Raw genomic sequence first — 17400 nt, forward strand, 5'->3', positions numbered from 1 at the left:
ATAATTATTTAAGAGCGTTAATATCTATTGTTTTTGGCTGTTGAGCTTCATGATTGTGCTCAGTACCTGCATATACATAAAGGTTTTTCAAAAGAGCTGCACCAAGACGATTCTTAGGCAACATTCCTTTTACTACTTTTTGCACCAGGCGGTCGGCTCCTTTTTCCATCAATACAGCAGGAGTAGCTTCTCTTTGTCCTCCCGGATATCCTGTATATCTCAAATATACACGGTCGTTCCATTTGTTACCAGTCAACACCACTTTTGCTGCATTGATAATAATCACATTATCACCACAGTCTACATGCGGAGTAAAACTTGGTTTATACTTCCCTCTCAGAAGTTTTGCCACTTTGGATGCCATGCGTCCAAGTGTCTGCCCGTTTGCGTCAATCACAACCCACTCTTTTTGTACAGTTGCTTTGTTCGCTGAAATGGTCTTATAACTTAAAGTATCCACTTACTTAAAAATTAATTTGGTTAATGACTTTTTTTGACTCACACAACTTTCATCCGCTTATCGAGCTAAGATATGACAAGCGATAATCGTTTGCTAATCAATTTTTTACGTTTTATTTCGTAATAATCGGCTCGCAAAATTACAAATAATCAGTGAATTAACAAAAATAAACGAGGAATTTTTTGATACACTAATGAGTTAATATGCAGATATACCAATAAATGAGAATATTGGAACAAAATCATCATCGGCATTCCTCTTTCACCCTGTATCCGTCCTGTATTTTATATCCTCTGGCTTCGATACATTGCAGAGGTATAAATTTGGCGTAATGGCTCGCGATACTAGCGGGAAGCGTCATATCGTGAGGCAGGCCTTCACTTACCCATATGGTTTGCTCATTATTAATGGCATATGGCAAAAATTCGTCTGTAATATCTAAACCTCGCGCTTTTTGTTGGTCGGTGATGGAGTAAGGTTTGAGCATTGTATGCGAAAACGGATGAATGTCATATTCTTTGATTTGCGGATAAAAGTTATAATAGCAACGACTTGTCCACAAGCCGATACTGAAAATAAAAGCACAAACCAATATTTTACCGAATCCCGGCAAATACCTTTTTTGATCCGAACCTCTATACGACAGCACCCCTCCCGTAAAAACTACGGCACATAATATTCCTGGTACAAATCGTATATCAGGCCCGCCAAAAACCCAGACCGCAACAGAGGCAAAGAAAACAATATACAGTAAATATATATGGCTTTTTATTTCTTTTCCCTTTTTTAGCATCAGATAAGACGCGAATATAAAAGAACAAAGGGTGAGCAAATATATTACATCAGTAAGTATATTGACAAACAAAGGGTCTCGTGCGCTCTCCCCCGGATAGCGCAAAGCAATCCTGAAAAAATAATAACCGATATCGAATATATAATCCTTTTCTCTCATAGCCACTTCGCGTGGAACTTTCCAGTCGAAAGAGAATAAATCGATCTGATAGAACGGATAGATAAGGTATCCGGAAATGATAACATTTCTTATAAGCCACGGAATCAATATCAAAAGCCCGGTAATACAGACAAATGAAATAACCTTATATTTCTTCTCCTTAAAAAGATTATACAGCAGATAAATACTTATCAATCCGATTGGAAAAAACGACAATTTACATGTAAGCAGAAAGACGGGCAATACAATACCAATCAAATAATTAGTCTTCAACAATTTTGGATACAATACAATCCGGGCAATAATATAGAACACAATAAAATTAGGCAATATATCCGTAGAAGTATTCCCCAGAAAGTAAATAGAAACCCAAAAGAGCAGAATATATGAAAGCAAGATAATTACACGCTTTACCTCATACTTAGAAATAAACAGTTCGTAAATCACCCAGCAACCGATGACTGTTACCACTAGCGGTTGCAACGGATAAATAGCCTCACCCAATAAAAAACGAAACGAAAAAATGGCACTTAGCAAAAAGTAACTGGAGTTGAAACCGAACCTGTCATCCAGATTCGCTACTCCCGGCACGACTGCATATTCTTCATTCCACCTGATATTTTGATAATGGTAAAATGCTGAATCATACACATCCTGTTGCCACGTAAAGAAATAGAGAGAGAACAAGAGGAATAAAATCATCAACACTGATTGGAAAGGTAAGGAAACACCTTTCGTCAACTTCACAATACAATTGTATGCATAGAGGAGCCTTTTACGACAGACAGCCCAATAGCTTACCGAAACCGGAAAGATAATAAATAAAAACACCTGATTGGATGGCAGCCACAACGACCACAACGACAAGGGTATAATAAGAAAACACAACCCGAGCAGCAATTTATCTACAGGGTTGTATTCTTCGTCACGTTCGCAAATCCTATTATATAACGCGAGCAGCATATCCCCGAAACTAAAGAGGATAAAGAATATGACTGTCCATGTTATAAAGTTTGCAAGCATTATTTTTCAATTAGCAAATTAGCAGATTAGTAAATTAGCGAATTAATAGAAAATCATTTTCGAATTTGCTAATTTTCGAATTTGCTAATTATTATATTGCCACTTCCCCTTTTATATGCGGATGCGGATCATAACCCTCCAGCTGGAAATCCTCAAATTTAAAATCGAAAATACTTTTTACTTCAGGGTTTATTATCATACGCGGCAACGGGCGAAAATCGCGAGTCAACTGTAACTTCACCTGTTCCAAATGATTTGTATATATGTGCGCATCTCCTAGTGTATGCACAAAATCTCCAGCTTCGAGACCTGTTACCTGCGCCATCATCTGCAACAAAAGGGCATATGAAGCGATATTGAAAGGTACGCCCAGAAATATGTCGGCACTACGCTGATACAGTTGCAGGCTCAGCTTCCCGTCAGCCACATAGAACTGGAAGAAAGCATGGCACGGAGGAAGGTTCATATTCGGCAGGTCGGCCACATTCCATGCACTGACAATAATACGGCGCGAGTCCGGATTGTTTTTGATTGTATCCACCACATTGGAAATCTGATCTATAAAGCCTCCGTTATAATCGGGCCAGGAACGCCACTGATAGCCATAAATATGCCCAAGGTCGCCATTTTCATCAGCCCATTCGTTCCATATACGCACACCGTGGTCCTGCAGATATTTCGCGTTGGTATCCCCTGCCAGAAACCAAAGCAGTTCGTATATGATGGATTTGAGATGTAATTTTTTGGTAGTGAGTACGGGGAAACCGTCAGCCAGATTATAACGGCTCTGATGTCCGAATACACTGATCGTACCTGTACCGGTGCGGTCACTTTTATGTGTACCCTCTGCCAGAACACGTTTCAGTAAATCGTGATATTGTTTCATATTTGGATATTTTGTTTTGCTTTGAAAATTATACAAAAGTAAGATATATTTCGCTCTAAAAAAAACACTCGTTCGTGTTATGCTTTTGTAATATTTCTAAATTCGGGACTCAGCCCTGTTTGTATCGCTTATATCTCCTCACCTTTTTGCACTTCCGACATTACCCGAAGGAAATTGCCGCCCCATATTTTTTCTATGTCTTTATCCGAATAACCCCTCTCTAATAATTTCACCGTGATATTTATCATGTCATTACTACCCTGACATCCTATTAACCCTCCGCCACCATCAAAATCGGACGCGATACCCACATGGTCGATGCCCGCTACTTTCACCGCATAATCAATATGTTCTATAGCATCAGTCAGGCTGGCTTTACTTTTATCCTTATTGATAAACAGGTCTACGAGGCATATCTGTACGACCCCTCCGTTTTTTGCTATTGCCTGCATCTGCTTGTCGGTCAGGTTGCGGTCGTGATAACACAGCGCCTGCACAGACGAATGCGATGCGATGACAGGTTTGGTAGATAGTTCTATTACATCCCAGAATGTTTTTTCTCCCACGTGCGAAACATCCACCATAACCCCCAGCCGGTTCATCTCCTTTACCACCTGTTTTCCATAAGGACTAAGGCCGTTCCACTCATGTTTTGTATCACTCGACGTATCGCATATATCATTGTCTTTGGTATGGCAAAGGGTTATATAATTCACTCCCATTTTTTGGAAACGGGCAATATTGGAAATATCCTTGCCTATGCCATATCCGTTTTCGATACCGATGAATATAGCCTTTTTACCTTCATTTTTGAGGCGTATAAGATCATCGGCCGTATAGGCTATGCCGCAGATATCCTTGTTTCTTTCTACCTGTTGATGCGTTTCTTTTATATAGTTTTCGATCTTATCCACAGCTTTTTGTGTCGATACTTTATCCCGAGGCCCTTGCGCTATATAAGCAGCGAAGAAAATAGCATCCAGCATCCCCTCTTCCATTTTAGGAATATTCACCTGATTTTCTTCCCTTCTTCCTATATCGAACCCTGCTTTTTTGAATTCGGTCGGTGTATCGCAATGCGTATCAACCGACAAAATATGCTTATGTAGTTCTTTTGCTTTACGGAAAACATTGGCTTCGTTCACAATAAATTTAAATATCCGAAGCATTGTCGTATCCCCGCCAAATACATGCCCTTCGGGATGCCATTGCACCCCTATAACTGAACGGTTGGGATATGCTTCTATAGCTTCTACAACGCCATCGTGGGTCGTTGCTACCGTACGGAAATTCGGAGCAAGGTCTTTTACTGCCTGATGATGAAATGTATTCACCGAGAACTCATCAACACCCAATACTTGTGCTAGTTTGGAATCTTTTTCTATAGCTATCGTATGTGTTCCCTGTTCTCTCGGCTCTGTCTGCTTATGATTGATACTCTTGTCTTTTACCTGCATAGGAATATCCTGATAGAGTGTTCCTCCGAAAGCTACATTTATCAGTTGCATTCCCCGGCAAATTCCAAGTATAGGAACATTCCGGTCGGTAGCCAGCTTCAGTAACACCAAATCGTAGATATCACGGAGGGAATCTATATCGTTCATATCCGGGATTGCTGTTTCCTTGTAATATGGGGGATTAATATCTTCTCCTCCGGTCATCACCAGGCCATCGAGGTCTTTTACGATATCCCTCAAAATTATGCCATCTGTTATTACAGGAATAATTACAGGCTTACCTCCCGCCTTTAGTATGGCGTTGATATATGTCGATTGCACTACGGAGCTGCCTTTATCTGTCCGGCCTGCTGATAAACCGATAAGCGGAGCCGGCTTAGAACGTAAATCAACAAACTCCGAATCTATGGTTTTATATAATTCCGGCAGGCTTGGAGTAACTGTTTTCTGGCTGTATATACTTCCGCTTACTGACAAGCAGATAGAAAATATGATCGATGCAAGTTTTCTCATTGTTATATATATTTAGCTGATCCTTATGTCAGCAAATTTAATATTATTCTTTGTTTACAACTAATTGCTTCTTCACCCAGTCTTTACCATCTGTCAGCCGGGTAACCAATACCGCACAGACGACATTCCCTGTAGAATTGAGTAGTGTAGCCGGAATATCCACAATTGTACTTATTATCATCAGTGTTCCCGCAAGTTGAGGAGAGAATCCAAAAACTGAACAGATAAGCAACTCTCCCGTCATACCTCCGCTCGGTATCGCTCCCATTACCGCTCCCACCAGTAAGGCCACTCCGATAATCATAAACATATTGGAGGAGGATGTAAGTTCCTGCCCGAATATAGTGAACAGGAATATAACTTTAAGCACTCCGGCCATTACTGAACCGTCCTTATGTATATTTGTACCCAAAGGGATAACCGTTTCCGCAATATTCTCCGGAACTCCCATTTTTTTCGATGCCTCGATATTTACGGGAATACAAGCAGCACTCGACGAAGTGGCAATCGCCATCAGGGATGGAGTAGGCATATTGCGCCAGAAAGCGATAAAAGCCTTTTTCCCTCCGGCTATGAAAACATAAGCCGAATTCAGCACAAAAAAAGAGATAGCAGTAAGTATCAGATAAAGCAGAAATACGTGTAAATATCCATTCAGTATCTGCCCTCCTAGTTTCCCTACTGTATCCGCGAAATAACAGCCAAGTCCTAAAGGCGCGGCCATCATAATAATACTCATCATTTTCAAGATTATACCATTGGCGGCATTAAGCAGCTCTGCTACCACCTTCCCCTTACTCCTCGAAAGAGCGGTGGCAAGGCCAAAGAATGCGGAAAATATGATAAGGGGTAGTAAATTTGATTTAGTAAACAGCTGCTGAAAATCGGAGACCGTAAATGTATTTACAAATATTTCAGCTGATGTCAACTGTCTGATTGTTTGTTCAGGTAGCCCTATCAACACATCCGACTGGTTAATGCCACCTAGGGGGTTATAAAACAAAGTGAACAGATATGCTACAATTGCCGCAACCACAGACGTAAGCAGAAATACAAGGGCAATATTACCGACAACCTTCCCCACCATATTCGACTGCTTCATATTACAGATAGATGACGATACACTGAAAAACACCAATGGCACTATCAGTACAAACATCAGGTTTAGAAAAATATCCCCTACCGGCTTAACAACAGATGCACCTTCCCCAAAGATGATACCACATATACCTCCTATCAATATTCCACAAAGGAGAAGAATAGTATATACATAATTTCTTAAAATATTCATCGAAACAAACAAATTGTATAAGTCTGCAAAATTACACTTTCAATTGGAGAAATTACATTTGTTATCTATAAATATTTGCTGTTTTGAAAAAAATGATATTCTACAAAGAATAACTATTCTATTGATAGTCTTAATTTTCGCTGTATATCTACAAAATGCTTTATATTTTTTCTCACGGAAACCTTGTTATTATAATAAAAATACATATATTTGCACCGCGAATGCAAAAATGGTGATTGTAGCTCAGTTGGTTAGAGCGTCGGATTGTGGTTCCGAAGGTCGCGGGTTCGAGACCCGTCTTTCACCCTAAAAAGAAAAGAAACTGTTTATCAAGCAGTTTCTTTTTATTTTTATAGCCATGCTATAATCAAAAGAAGTATGATAATATCACCACAACGACCAAGGCCGGAAGCATATTCGTCACATTGATATCCTTTATCTTAAGGATACTAATCCCTAATCCGATCAACAGAATCCCTCCTACCCCGGTCATATTCGCCGTCATATCATCGCTCATATAACGCATAATAAAAGCTGCAAACAAAGTCAACCCTCCCTGATAAACCAAAACGGGAACGGATGAAAACAAAATACAGATACCAAATGTGGAGGCCAGAGCTATGGACGAAATTCCATCCATAATAGACTTAGTCAACAACAAATCCGGAGACTTTCCCATACCATCTTCAATTGCACCCAATATAGCCATAGAACCAACACAAAACAGCATAGAGGCAGTGATAAAACCTTCTGTAAACTGATTTGTTGCCGCATTGCCTTTTTTCGTTCCCGAACTTTTGGATTCCAGATAATTGGAAAGGCGCCGCAAATGTTTATCTATATCGATACCCTGTCCGGTTATGGAACCCAGTACAATACTCACCACTACAATAATCATACTTTCTATGCGTAGTGACATTGATATGCCGATTGCAAGAGTAACCAGCCCGATACCCTGAAATACAATACCTGTCATTTTGGGAGATAATCTGGAATGAACTATCAAGCCAATAAGACTTCCTCCTATAATTGCCCCAGTATTGACGAGTGTTCCTATCATAGATACAACAATTGTGTTTAAATAGATTTGATTATCTACAAAAATAGAAAATATATTGACATTTTATCACCCACAAATCTAATTCGTTTACAGAAATAAAAAGAGGCTGTCCCAAAAGTAAAATTACACTATTAAAGTGTTATCCTCTTTGTCATTCTGAGTGTAGCGAAGAATCTCGATCCTCGGTATACGAGATGTTTCACTCCGTTCAACATGACAAAATGATATGAAAAAATACTTTTGGAACAGCCTCTTTAAGATTATGTTATTCCAGATTAGAATATTTTGTATGACAACTGAAAATTGAGCATAGGCCACCATTTCAGCCATTTAGTATAATCATCTATATCTTCAAAGCTTTCAGATGCATTACTCACGACATCCACTTTTCTCCCATTTTGTTTAAGACTGTAATTCCCCTGATAGATCATACCAAGTTCAAATTTGAAAGCAACACGCTTGTTTGCGATAGCACGCCCAACTCCCAGTCCGAAATATGGCTTGATCGTTTTTCCCAGTTGAAGGGTTGCATCCAGATTTGCATCATCCAGAGTTAACCTGTGACCATCGAAGTCAAGATACGGCCATTCTGTTACTCCCTCTTTTAGTTTAGCCGGATTTCCGTCATAGTCTGCAAGAAAGCCTTTCGCTTTCAATTTATTTGCACCGATAAACACACCTGCTGTAAGATGGAATATGCCTTTTGTAGGATGAAAATCCACCAATACATTTCCATTGGTAAAGTTCAGTTCTCCTTTCATTTTATAATCAGGAGTATAGCCAAAAGCCGCATCAAAAACACCATCCGGGTCATCTAAACTAATATCGAATGTACTTGTCTTAAACCCGACAAAATCAATTCCTGCACGTAATTTGAAATAATCGTTTATTGGTGTTGCCGCCTGCAAACCGATTCCCATGGTTGAAGCCCTTAGGCCTACACTAAGGTGGGAGAGAAATGTATTCTCAGACTTTTTCTTTGGAACTTCAATAGTTTCCGTGACTGCTGCAATAGAATCGGTAAGTGAAGTAGTTGTAGTCTCTTGAGCGTGAAAAGGCAATACGCATAATGCGATGATAGTCAGTAATAATAGTCTCATGTTTTTTTAGTTGTTAGGTTTAGTTAATAAAGTGTTAGGTTATCTACTCTTCAAGCCGCAAAGATATAAAAAAAGTTAAGCTGCATAAATAGTTGAATGTTAAATTATTTATGACACAGATATACCATATCTTAAAAACGGGAAATAAGAATAAAAATGTACTTTTGCACAAAACTAATTATTATTATGAATTATATTGAAGTTAAATTTATATGTACACCCAATGATGAGATCGTCAATAGTGTACTGTCAGCCACAATCGCAGAAATAGGATTTGAAAGTTTCATTGAAGACGAACTCGGCACAACAGCATACATTCAAAGCAGCCTGTTTAATATCGAGGAGTTGGATAAGTCTCTGAACTCACTCCCTGTAGAAGCCGAAATCCTCTATACATACAAAAGCATAGAAGACCAAAACTGGAACGAAGAGTGGGAGAAGAACTATTTCCAGCCACTGATTATCGACGACAAATGTATCATTCAGAGTACATTCCACAATGTTCCTGCAACATATGACTACAATATATACATCGATCCTAAAATGGCCTTCGGAACCGGACATCACCAGACTACCGAACTGATGATACGGGAAATACTGAAAGACGATTTTCACGGCAAATCGGTTCTCGATATGGGCACGGGTACTGCTATCCTTGCTATACTAGCCTCTATGCGCGGCGCGAATCCTATAATTGCCATAGATATAGATCAGTGGGCGTATGATAACGCTATTGAGAATCTTAATTTGAATAACGTTAACAATGTGGATGTAAAGATAGGCGGAGCAGAACTATTAGGTGGTGAGAAATTCGATATCATCCTGGCCAATATCAACCGAAATATATTACTGAATGATATCCATTCTTATGCTTCAGTTCTAAATAATGGAGGAACACTATACATGAGTGGTTTTTATGTAGAAGATATTCCGGCCATAAAAGAAGAGAGTAGTAAAAATGAGTTAATATTTGAATACAACACCGAAAAAGACAACTGGGTGGCAGTAAAGTTTACTAAATTGTCTTAATAAAAGACATAAGAGGAGGCTTCTGATTCGAAACCTCCTCTTATGTGTGAGTTAAATTAGGTATTAGGCTTTAAGGTAAATAAAGATTGTTTGGTTATCGATACAAAGGAACGACATAAATCAAACCGTACCAAATAAAAAAACATATTATAAAACATATTTTTTATAAATAATGCTAACATATCGAAGCCGAAAACCAATCTTTTTTAAACCCTTTTAACATTGCCCCAATTTTAGTTAATTTTATTTATCAACACATAATTCGCCCCATACACTCTGCATAATAACAAAATACGTGCCAGTTTAATTCATATAATCCCACATTGGTAACTGTACAGGCTTCTGTTTAAGACAATCGACCGCTTTGGCATCCAGATATTTCTTATGTACGACCAGGCGAAACATATATTCACTAAACCATTTATCTGTAAAAGTCAGATAACCTTTATTGCCCGAAGCAGCTCCCCAGCTATTCTCAAATTCCCATTTTACAGGAGTATCACTCACATCCGTGTCGCAACCTATCAATGTCATGGCATGGCTCGACCCGCTTTGCCGTGTTAAGATGCGTGCTTTCTTGTCCATCGATAAATTTACACCCAATAAAGACTGGTAATCATACATACCGGGGTCAAGAATTCCCGATTCCCGGTTTATCTGCTTACCTACATCACAAGAGGCATACATGGCTTCATTATTCTTTATGGAGGCCAGAGCAGCTTTCTTTATATCTTCATTCGGCAGATTCAGATATATCCAGTTGATGCCCTCTATTGTATTCTTGTAATTCTGAATCTCATATAGTTGATAATACTCACGTGTAGGGTCGTTCATCACCATGATATAATTATCAGGAGAATAATCTTCCGGAGTAATTGCGTCATAAAACTGCTTTGGAGTATAATTACGCAACTCTTTTATAATACCGTTTTTATCCTTATATCTCCATGTAAATTCTGTGGGCGGTTCACCAAGACACAGAGCCAGAATGCGGTACACATCTTTTAGTATAACTGTTTTCTCCGACCTGAGATCTGGTATTTTTTTACCTGAAGCCACCTGTTCCCTCAGATTATATCCGCCGGAGCGTAGTCTCTCATTCAGCAAACCAAGCATTTGTCTTGTATTGTTCGAATGCGCCGTTTCGGGCATCACATCCTGAGGCACAACTCCATATTTCTTTCCGGCATTATAATACAGATTCCATACCCCACCGTCGCCTACAGGAGATTTGAACAAGTATTCCACTGCTCTGTCTCCGAACGGATCCTTACTTGTACCTATAATATTTTCGAGAAACAGGTTTGCTTTTTCAAAAATATCCCAGAAATACAGATAATTATGAGAGAAGTCAAATTCGCTGACATTGTATTTCTCCATAATAGACGGACGCAATACATTCATAGATGTAAACATCCAACAACGCCCCGAGCTTTTCTGATCCGTTATCCCTTTTACATTTACTCTGTACCGAAAATAATGATCTATCTTACCTTGTAGATCACGATTCAGGGCATTTGCCGTAATATTGGCATTCGTTGTCAGAATGTTCTGGATGGCTTTCGTAGGAGCATCTTTTATAAAACTCGATTGTATTTCCTGCAGTTCTTTTTCTGTAATGATTTGCGCTGACAGAATTACCGAAGAACATAATAAGGCTCCTGTTAACAGAATCTTTTTCATATATGAATAGTTTATATTTAATGATCATAAGGTAACAACATATACACCAAGTTCCAAGATTTATACTTCTATAAATGTACATTGGCTGTTATGGCCAGACAGATCGATTAATAGTTTTAATAATACAAAAATAAGAAATACGGCGGGATAAATAGTACCCTGGTGTTACATAAATGGATAAAGGTTGCAGTATTCGACCTCCTTTCAAATTAAAAATTAAAAATTAACAATACAATCCTCATCCGCTTTATTAATTTAACCTATATTCACATCGTATTGTTAAAAAGTAACAGAAGTAACAGTTTTTACAATGAATAGTTGCCAGTAACCAATGATAATAACTCGTACCTTATCTGGTCGCAATTCTTTCTCAAAAAAGTAACAAAGGTTACAGTCTTTTACGCTTTCTCAATTTTCAAATCTTTAAATCTTCATATCAATCTTTCAAAGAACTACAAGCTAACCCAAAGATTAGCAGCCATTATATAGATAAACCCGAAAAGAAATTATACCTCAAACTTCCGGTATAAGGATAAATAATTGCCATACATATGAAGATTCTTATCTAAAGAATTTATCTTTGCATCGTTTTAATCAAAAAATCATCAGGAAAATGACTGAAATACAGCCGGCCTCTTACTCCAAACAAAGAATACGTTATGCCGTAATGGCTCTTTTTATAGCCCAGGGATTATGCTTTGCCAGTTGGGCAAGCCGCTTACCGGACATAAAAAAAGATTTCAGTGTAGAAAGTTATCTGCACTATGGTTTGCTTATGTTCCTTATACCGATAGGTAAATTCGTAGCCATACCACTGGTCGGATTCTTTCTGCCTCGTATCGGTAGTAAGAAAACCGTTCTGATAAGTATTACAGGCTTTACACTCTCCCTCTTTTTGGTTAGCTTAATGCCTAATATTACCGGATTGGGAATAACCATGTTCCTGTTTGGTATTTTTTGGAATATGACCGACATATCGCTCAATACACAGGCTATCGAAGTAGAGCGCATCTACGGAAAACCCATCATTGCCACATTCCACGCAAGCTGGAGCCTTGCCGCCTGTATCGGCGCATTGATAGGTTATGGTATGATTAACCTGAAAGTAGGGACTTTCGTCCATTTTGCTATAATTACAATAACCGCACTTATCGCTATACTTATCAATTATAAATATCTGCAGGAAGCATCACCAAAAGCAGAAAAGAAGATAGAACCACAGGTAAAAGCCAAGGGTTTCCGTATGCCGGAAACATTGCTTATACAATTAGGCCTGGTGTGGTTGCTTGCTCTCATCGTAGAAAATACGATGTTCGAATGGAGCGATGTATATTTCCAATCGGTTATAAAAGCGCCTGAATCGCTACAGGTAGGTTTCCTTGTATTTATGATTATGATGTTTTCGGGGCGTATGCTTACCAATTTCGCATACCGTATCTGGCAAAAGAAAACAGTGCTACAGATTGCCGGTGCGCTTATACTGATAGGCTTCGTTACATCTTCCTTGTTTATTCATACTGCCGATACCCTTATTATAAAAGTCATAATCAATTCTATCGGCTTTATGCTTATCGGTCTGGGAATATCCTGCGTAGTACCTACATTATACAGTATTGTCGGGGATAAGGCTAAGACTCCGGTCGGAACTGCCCTTACCATTATGTCGAGTATCAGCTTTGTAGGGCCGTTGGTTGCCCCGCTATTAGTAGGAGCCATATCCGACAGTCATGGAATGGAATGGGCTTATCTTGCAGTGGGATTATTGGGCGGATGCATTGTTGTTATTGCTGCATTGAGCAAAACATTGAGAAAGTAGTTATGAGTTTTGCTAATCAGTGGTTGATTTTTAACGTTCAATTTTTATAGACTACACTTCGTTTCGTTTAAATGTTCATTTTGGCATTGCCCAAAACGAACCAAAAGGCTAGCGCTCCGTTTCTCGGCGACCCAAAACCGCAGCTTCGGTGGAGCAAAATAATACGAAATCATCTTTAGACGGATTATCAGCGGGGTATAGCAGCTACCGTATTTTGCTCTACACCTTCGCTATACGGATTGGGTGCCCGCCTGCGGAACTAATGCGCGGGAGCTGACGCCCCTGTAGGCGAAGCCCTATGATGAAATACGCGTCAGCCTTGTCATGCGTCAGCGGACGCCATTTGCTTTATGGACGGGGTACCCATAGGGTGAAAAAGGCTAAAAAACGAAAACGTGTTTGAGCTTGTCGATCGATTCATATTATGTTTTATTGAGAGCGAGTTTTTTCGTTTAGCCTTTAAGTCCGTTATGGGTCGGCCTATAAAGCGGGCGTCAAAGCATTTTTGGTTCCTTTTTTTGCTTAGGAAAAAAGGAACACAAGCAATCTTTGATTGCGCGTAGTAGAAAACAATTGAACGTTTTAAGTAGCGAGAGCAGAAATAAAATTCATTTTGATTATGCCGAGTCACGAAAAACGACTGATGTAATTGAACCTTAAAATTCAATCACAGATTCATATCAATTAATAAATTATGAGTGAATTCAAAATAATCAATTCATAACTTATAACTCAGTATTAAACAACAGGAATTATCTGTTCCGCTGTCCTTATCCTATTTTCCACATCTTCTTTTGTGCCGTTAAACGGACCTGAATTCTCTATTTTGATAGTTGCCATTGCGGCAGCAAATTTACCTGCCTCTTCTATACCAGCCCCTTTGGCCCGCTTATACAGGTAACCTGTAACATAAGTATCGCCGCAACCTGTTGCATCAACTACTTCTGCCGGTTTATAGGCCGGTATCTTATAAAACTCTTTCCCGTCATAAATTACAGAGCCTAAACTGCCGAGAGTCACCAGTACTTCCTTTACACCCCAATCGTATAATTGCTGTGAAGCTTGCTTTATGTCCTTCATTCCCGTAAGAACTTCCATTTCCAGATCGTTTACTTTCAGGATATGGACATATTTTAAAGTTTCCAGTTTATTATTCCAGTCTATAGGATATACATTCTGATCCCTTACTTCGCGCAGATACCCTTGTGAGTCGACTGCGATAAGTCCCTTGCGTGAAAGATACTCAACCAGTTCAAGCGAAAAATCATCAGCAAGTAATGCACCTAATAAGAATATTTTAGCATCTAAATTTTCAAAGCCGTCTACAGAGAAAGGGTCAGCCTTTGCCAAAACCCGCTGTGTGCGATTATTCTGATTTTCTTCGTATATATTCTCAAAATATACGGAATGTTGGCTCGGGATAACGTGTACATCTACATTTTTGGATCGCAGATCGTCTACGACACTCATTTCAGACTCGGCCAGAGATGTAACCAATGAATAATCTATATCATCAAAATGACGGATAGCGTGAGAGAAATAAAAGGCTGTGCCACCAGGCATATGCACTGTTTTTTTAGGAGTCACCACTTTATCCAAAGTGATGTGCCCTACACAGCAAAGATCATGTTTATGCATTATTCTGTTTATTTGAAATGCAAAAGTAGTAAAATTGTTACGAATTCAGAGCCTGTTTAGATTTTATTCGTTCTAATTTTCTGGTCTGTTTTTAGGTTAATTTATTCTTCCACGAAGCGATAATAGCGGGCTATTGGAGCTGAGTGAAAGGATAAATTAGGCAAAAAGAGGCTGAAGATGAACGAAAAACAACTATAACAAAATGTTTTGGTAAAATTTAAATAGGCTCTCAGTATTATAAATCTTTATTTACTACTTTTGTCTTCAAATAAATAGAACATATATCAGATGCATAAATCCGGATTTGTAAATATAGTAGGCAATCCCAACGTAGGAAAATCAACATTGATGAATCTTCTCGTGGGAGAAAAAGTTTCCATCATTACTTCAAAGGCGCAAACTACGCGCCATCGCATATTAGGTATCGTGAATACTGACGACTATCAGATTGTATATTCAGATACTCCCGGGGTGCTGCGGCCTAACTATAAATTACAGGAGTCAATGCTTAACTTCTCCGTATCCGCTCTAAGTGATGCCGATGTACTGCTCTATATGACGGATGTTATAGAAAAAACAGATAAGAACGAAGAATTTCTGCAAAAAGTACAAAACGTAGATGCACCCGTCTTACTGCTAATCAATAAAATAGACCAGACCAATCAGCAGGAATTGGAAAAACTGGTAACACAATGGAAAGAACTGTTGCCAAAAGCCGAAATATATCCTATATCTGCCCTGAATAAATTCAATGTAGATACCGTAAAGAAAAGAATATTGGATTTAATTCCCGAATCTCCTCCCTACTTCGAAAAAGATGCACTCACCGACCGCCCTGCCCGCTTCTTTGTAACGGAAATCATCCGTGAAAAGATTCTCCTTTATTATCAAAAGGAAGTTCCTTATGCAGTGGAAGTCATCGTCGAGGAATTTAAAGACGAAAGGGAGATTATCAATATCAGAGCTTTGATAATTGCCGAACGCGATACTCAGAAAGGCATCATCATAGGCCACAAAGGCGCAGCCCTGAAAAAGGTGGCCACGATGGCCCGCAAAGATATGGAACGCTTCTTCAATAAAAAGATATTCCTTGAAATATATGTCAAAGTAGAAAAAGATTGGCGAAGCAGGGATAACCTACTCCGCCAATACGGATATCGTCTGGATTGATTTTACTTTTACTCTTCAATTGAAAATCCTACCGACTTGAGGTCGTCCCAGAAGCGAGGGTAAGACTTTGTCACCACCTTAGGGTGCGCAATATTTATATGATCCAGTTTTATAGCCGCCGGAGCAAAGGCCATCGCCATGCGGTGGTCTTCATAAGTTTTTATTACCGGGTCAGCCTCCGGCTCACACTTTTCGCCGTTCCATTCCAGAATACTGTTCTCGCTATCATACAAAAGATAGCCTAACTTCTTCATTTCATTTTTCAATGCCTCTATCCGGTCTGTCTCCTTTATCTTGAGTGTCTGTAAGCCTGTGAACATAAATGGAATACCCATCATACAGCATGTAACGGCAAAAGTCTGGGCCAGATCCGGTTCATTAACAAAATTATGGAACATCTTTTTTGTTACCTTTCCGGTCTTGGTCAGTATCACACCATCTTTGGTATATTCGGTAGCTACACCCAAGTCAAGAAACAACTCGGCAACTTTAGAGTCCCCCTGCATACTGTTTTTAAACAGGCCCTTCAACTCGATATGAGCATCGTCGACAAGTGCAGCTATTTCATACCAGTATGAAGCTGCAGACCAGTCCGATTCTACAATATAGTTCGTTGTACGATATTCTTCGGGATGTATCTTAATTGTTCGCCCGTCCCAATGAGTCTTAACTCCAAACTGGGCCATCATACCCAATGTCAGTTTAATATATGGTACAGATATAATATTCCCTTCCAGATGTATTGTCAACCCCTTACTCATGGAAGGAGCTATCATTAGCAAAGCAGATATAAATTGGGAACTAACATCCCCGGACAAGTAGATTTCACCTCCATCCAGTGCTGTACCCTTAATCTTCAGTGGCGGATATCCCACATTCCCTATATATTGGATGCGGGCACCTAAAGAGACTAAGGCGTCTACCAAAAGATGGATCGGGCGTTCTTTCATGCGTTCTGTTCCCGTTATAATCCATTCACCGGGAGTAATAGCAAGGAAGGCTGTCAGAAAGCGCATAGAGGTTCCGGCCGCTTTCACATCTATCAGGTTACTACCCGAGGTGAAAGCCTCGACCATCACATTGGTATCATCGCAATCTGAAAGATTGGCTATTTCCGAGGCACTTAGGCTCAACGCATTTAATATAAGAGCCCTGTTACTGATGCTTTTCGAAGCAGGAAGCGGTATGATCGAATTTAAGGCATTTGGTGCCGTGATTTTATATTGCATATCGTGATTTAATCTTCATACGAATTTAAACAAAAACTCATAAAAATCAAAGTCTTAAACATAGATTAAGAATTTACTACGAATAACAACATT

At 39.2% G+C, this 17400-nt stretch carries 13 protein-coding genes and 1 tRNA gene; 4 read left to right on the forward strand and 10 right to left on the reverse strand.

Translation table 11 applies throughout. From position 1 onward, the window contains the following. Positions 1–4 precede the first annotated feature (4 nt). The 5 genes from rplM to QZL88_RS03580 all read right to left on the reverse strand — a co-directional run bounded on the left by rplM (position 5) and on the right by QZL88_RS03580 (position 6582). Complete coding sequence (rplM, locus tag QZL88_RS03560; protein ID WP_296938652.1) at positions 5–460, reverse strand: 50S ribosomal protein L13; 456 nt, start codon at positions 458–460, stop codon at positions 5–7. 244 nt (positions 461–704) lie between these two features. Then, complete coding sequence (locus tag QZL88_RS03565) at positions 705–2435, reverse strand: hypothetical protein (protein ID WP_296938653.1); 1731 nt, start codon at positions 2433–2435, stop codon at positions 705–707. 91 nt (positions 2436–2526) lie between these two features. Then, complete coding sequence (locus QZL88_RS03570; protein ID WP_296938654.1) at positions 2527–3321, reverse strand: thymidylate synthase; 795 nt, start codon at positions 3319–3321, stop codon at positions 2527–2529. A gap of 128 nt (positions 3322–3449) precedes the next feature. Next, positions 3450–5291, reverse strand: coding sequence for a gamma-glutamyl-gamma-aminobutyrate hydrolase family protein (locus tag QZL88_RS03575; protein ID WP_296938656.1), 1842 nt, complete (start codon positions 5289–5291; stop codon positions 3450–3452). Between the two features lie 43 nt (positions 5292–5334). Next, positions 5335–6582, reverse strand: coding sequence for a dicarboxylate/amino acid:cation symporter (locus QZL88_RS03580; RefSeq protein WP_296938657.1), 1248 nt, complete (start codon positions 6580–6582; stop codon positions 5335–5337). Between the two features lie 231 nt (positions 6583–6813). On the opposite strand from QZL88_RS03580, the gene QZL88_RS03585 reads away from it, so the two are divergent. Beyond that, positions 6814–6889, forward strand: a tRNA-His gene (locus tag QZL88_RS03585). 60 nt (positions 6890–6949) lie between these two features. Here the strand turns inward: QZL88_RS03585 and QZL88_RS03590 are convergent. After that, positions 6950–7642, reverse strand: coding sequence for a DUF554 domain-containing protein (locus tag QZL88_RS03590; protein WP_296938658.1), 693 nt, complete (start codon positions 7640–7642; stop codon positions 6950–6952). Between the two features lie 275 nt (positions 7643–7917). Continuing rightward, complete coding sequence (locus QZL88_RS03595) at positions 7918–8742, reverse strand: hypothetical protein (RefSeq protein WP_296938659.1); 825 nt, start codon at positions 8740–8742, stop codon at positions 7918–7920. A gap of 186 nt (positions 8743–8928) precedes the next feature. Between QZL88_RS03595 and prmA the strand changes: the two genes are divergently transcribed. Then, positions 8929–9771 (forward strand): 50S ribosomal protein L11 methyltransferase, encoded by an 843-nt coding sequence (prmA, locus tag QZL88_RS03600; RefSeq protein WP_296938660.1) that lies wholly within the window; start codon positions 8929–8931, stop codon positions 9769–9771. Between the two features lie 303 nt (positions 9772–10074). Here prmA and QZL88_RS03605 read toward each other — a convergent pair whose 3' ends face one another. Then, positions 10075–11454: a C1 family peptidase gene (locus QZL88_RS03605; protein WP_296938661.1), complete on the reverse strand. Its 1380-nt coding sequence runs from the start codon at positions 11452–11454 to the stop codon at positions 10075–10077. A gap of 613 nt (positions 11455–12067) precedes the next feature. On the opposite strand from QZL88_RS03605, the gene QZL88_RS03610 reads away from it, so the two are divergent. Further along, a complete protein-coding gene (locus QZL88_RS03610; protein WP_296938662.1) occupies positions 12068–13270 on the forward strand; it encodes an MFS transporter in 1203 nt (400 codons plus the stop codon). A gap of 738 nt (positions 13271–14008) precedes the next feature. Here the strand turns inward: QZL88_RS03610 and QZL88_RS03615 are convergent. After that, positions 14009–14908, reverse strand: a complete 900-nt coding sequence (locus QZL88_RS03615; protein WP_296938663.1) for a PfkB family carbohydrate kinase — start codon at positions 14906–14908, stop codon at positions 14009–14011. A gap of 288 nt (positions 14909–15196) precedes the next feature. Between QZL88_RS03615 and era the strand changes: the two genes are divergently transcribed. Continuing rightward, positions 15197–16078 (forward strand): GTPase Era, encoded by an 882-nt coding sequence (gene era, locus QZL88_RS03620; protein ID WP_296938664.1) that lies wholly within the window; start codon positions 15197–15199, stop codon positions 16076–16078. A gap of 8 nt (positions 16079–16086) precedes the next feature. On the opposite strand, the gene QZL88_RS03625 is transcribed toward era, so the two are convergent. Beyond that, the gene (locus QZL88_RS03625; protein WP_296938665.1) at positions 16087–17307 is read right to left on the reverse strand and encodes a 3-phosphoshikimate 1-carboxyvinyltransferase; all 1221 of its coding nucleotides are present in this window, start codon (positions 17305–17307) and stop codon (positions 16087–16089) included. Between the last annotated feature and the right edge of the window lie 93 nt (positions 17308–17400).

It is taken from the genome of uncultured Dysgonomonas sp. (genome assembly GCF_900079725.1).
Classification (GTDB): Bacteria; Bacteroidota; Bacteroidia; order Bacteroidales; family Dysgonomonadaceae; genus Dysgonomonas.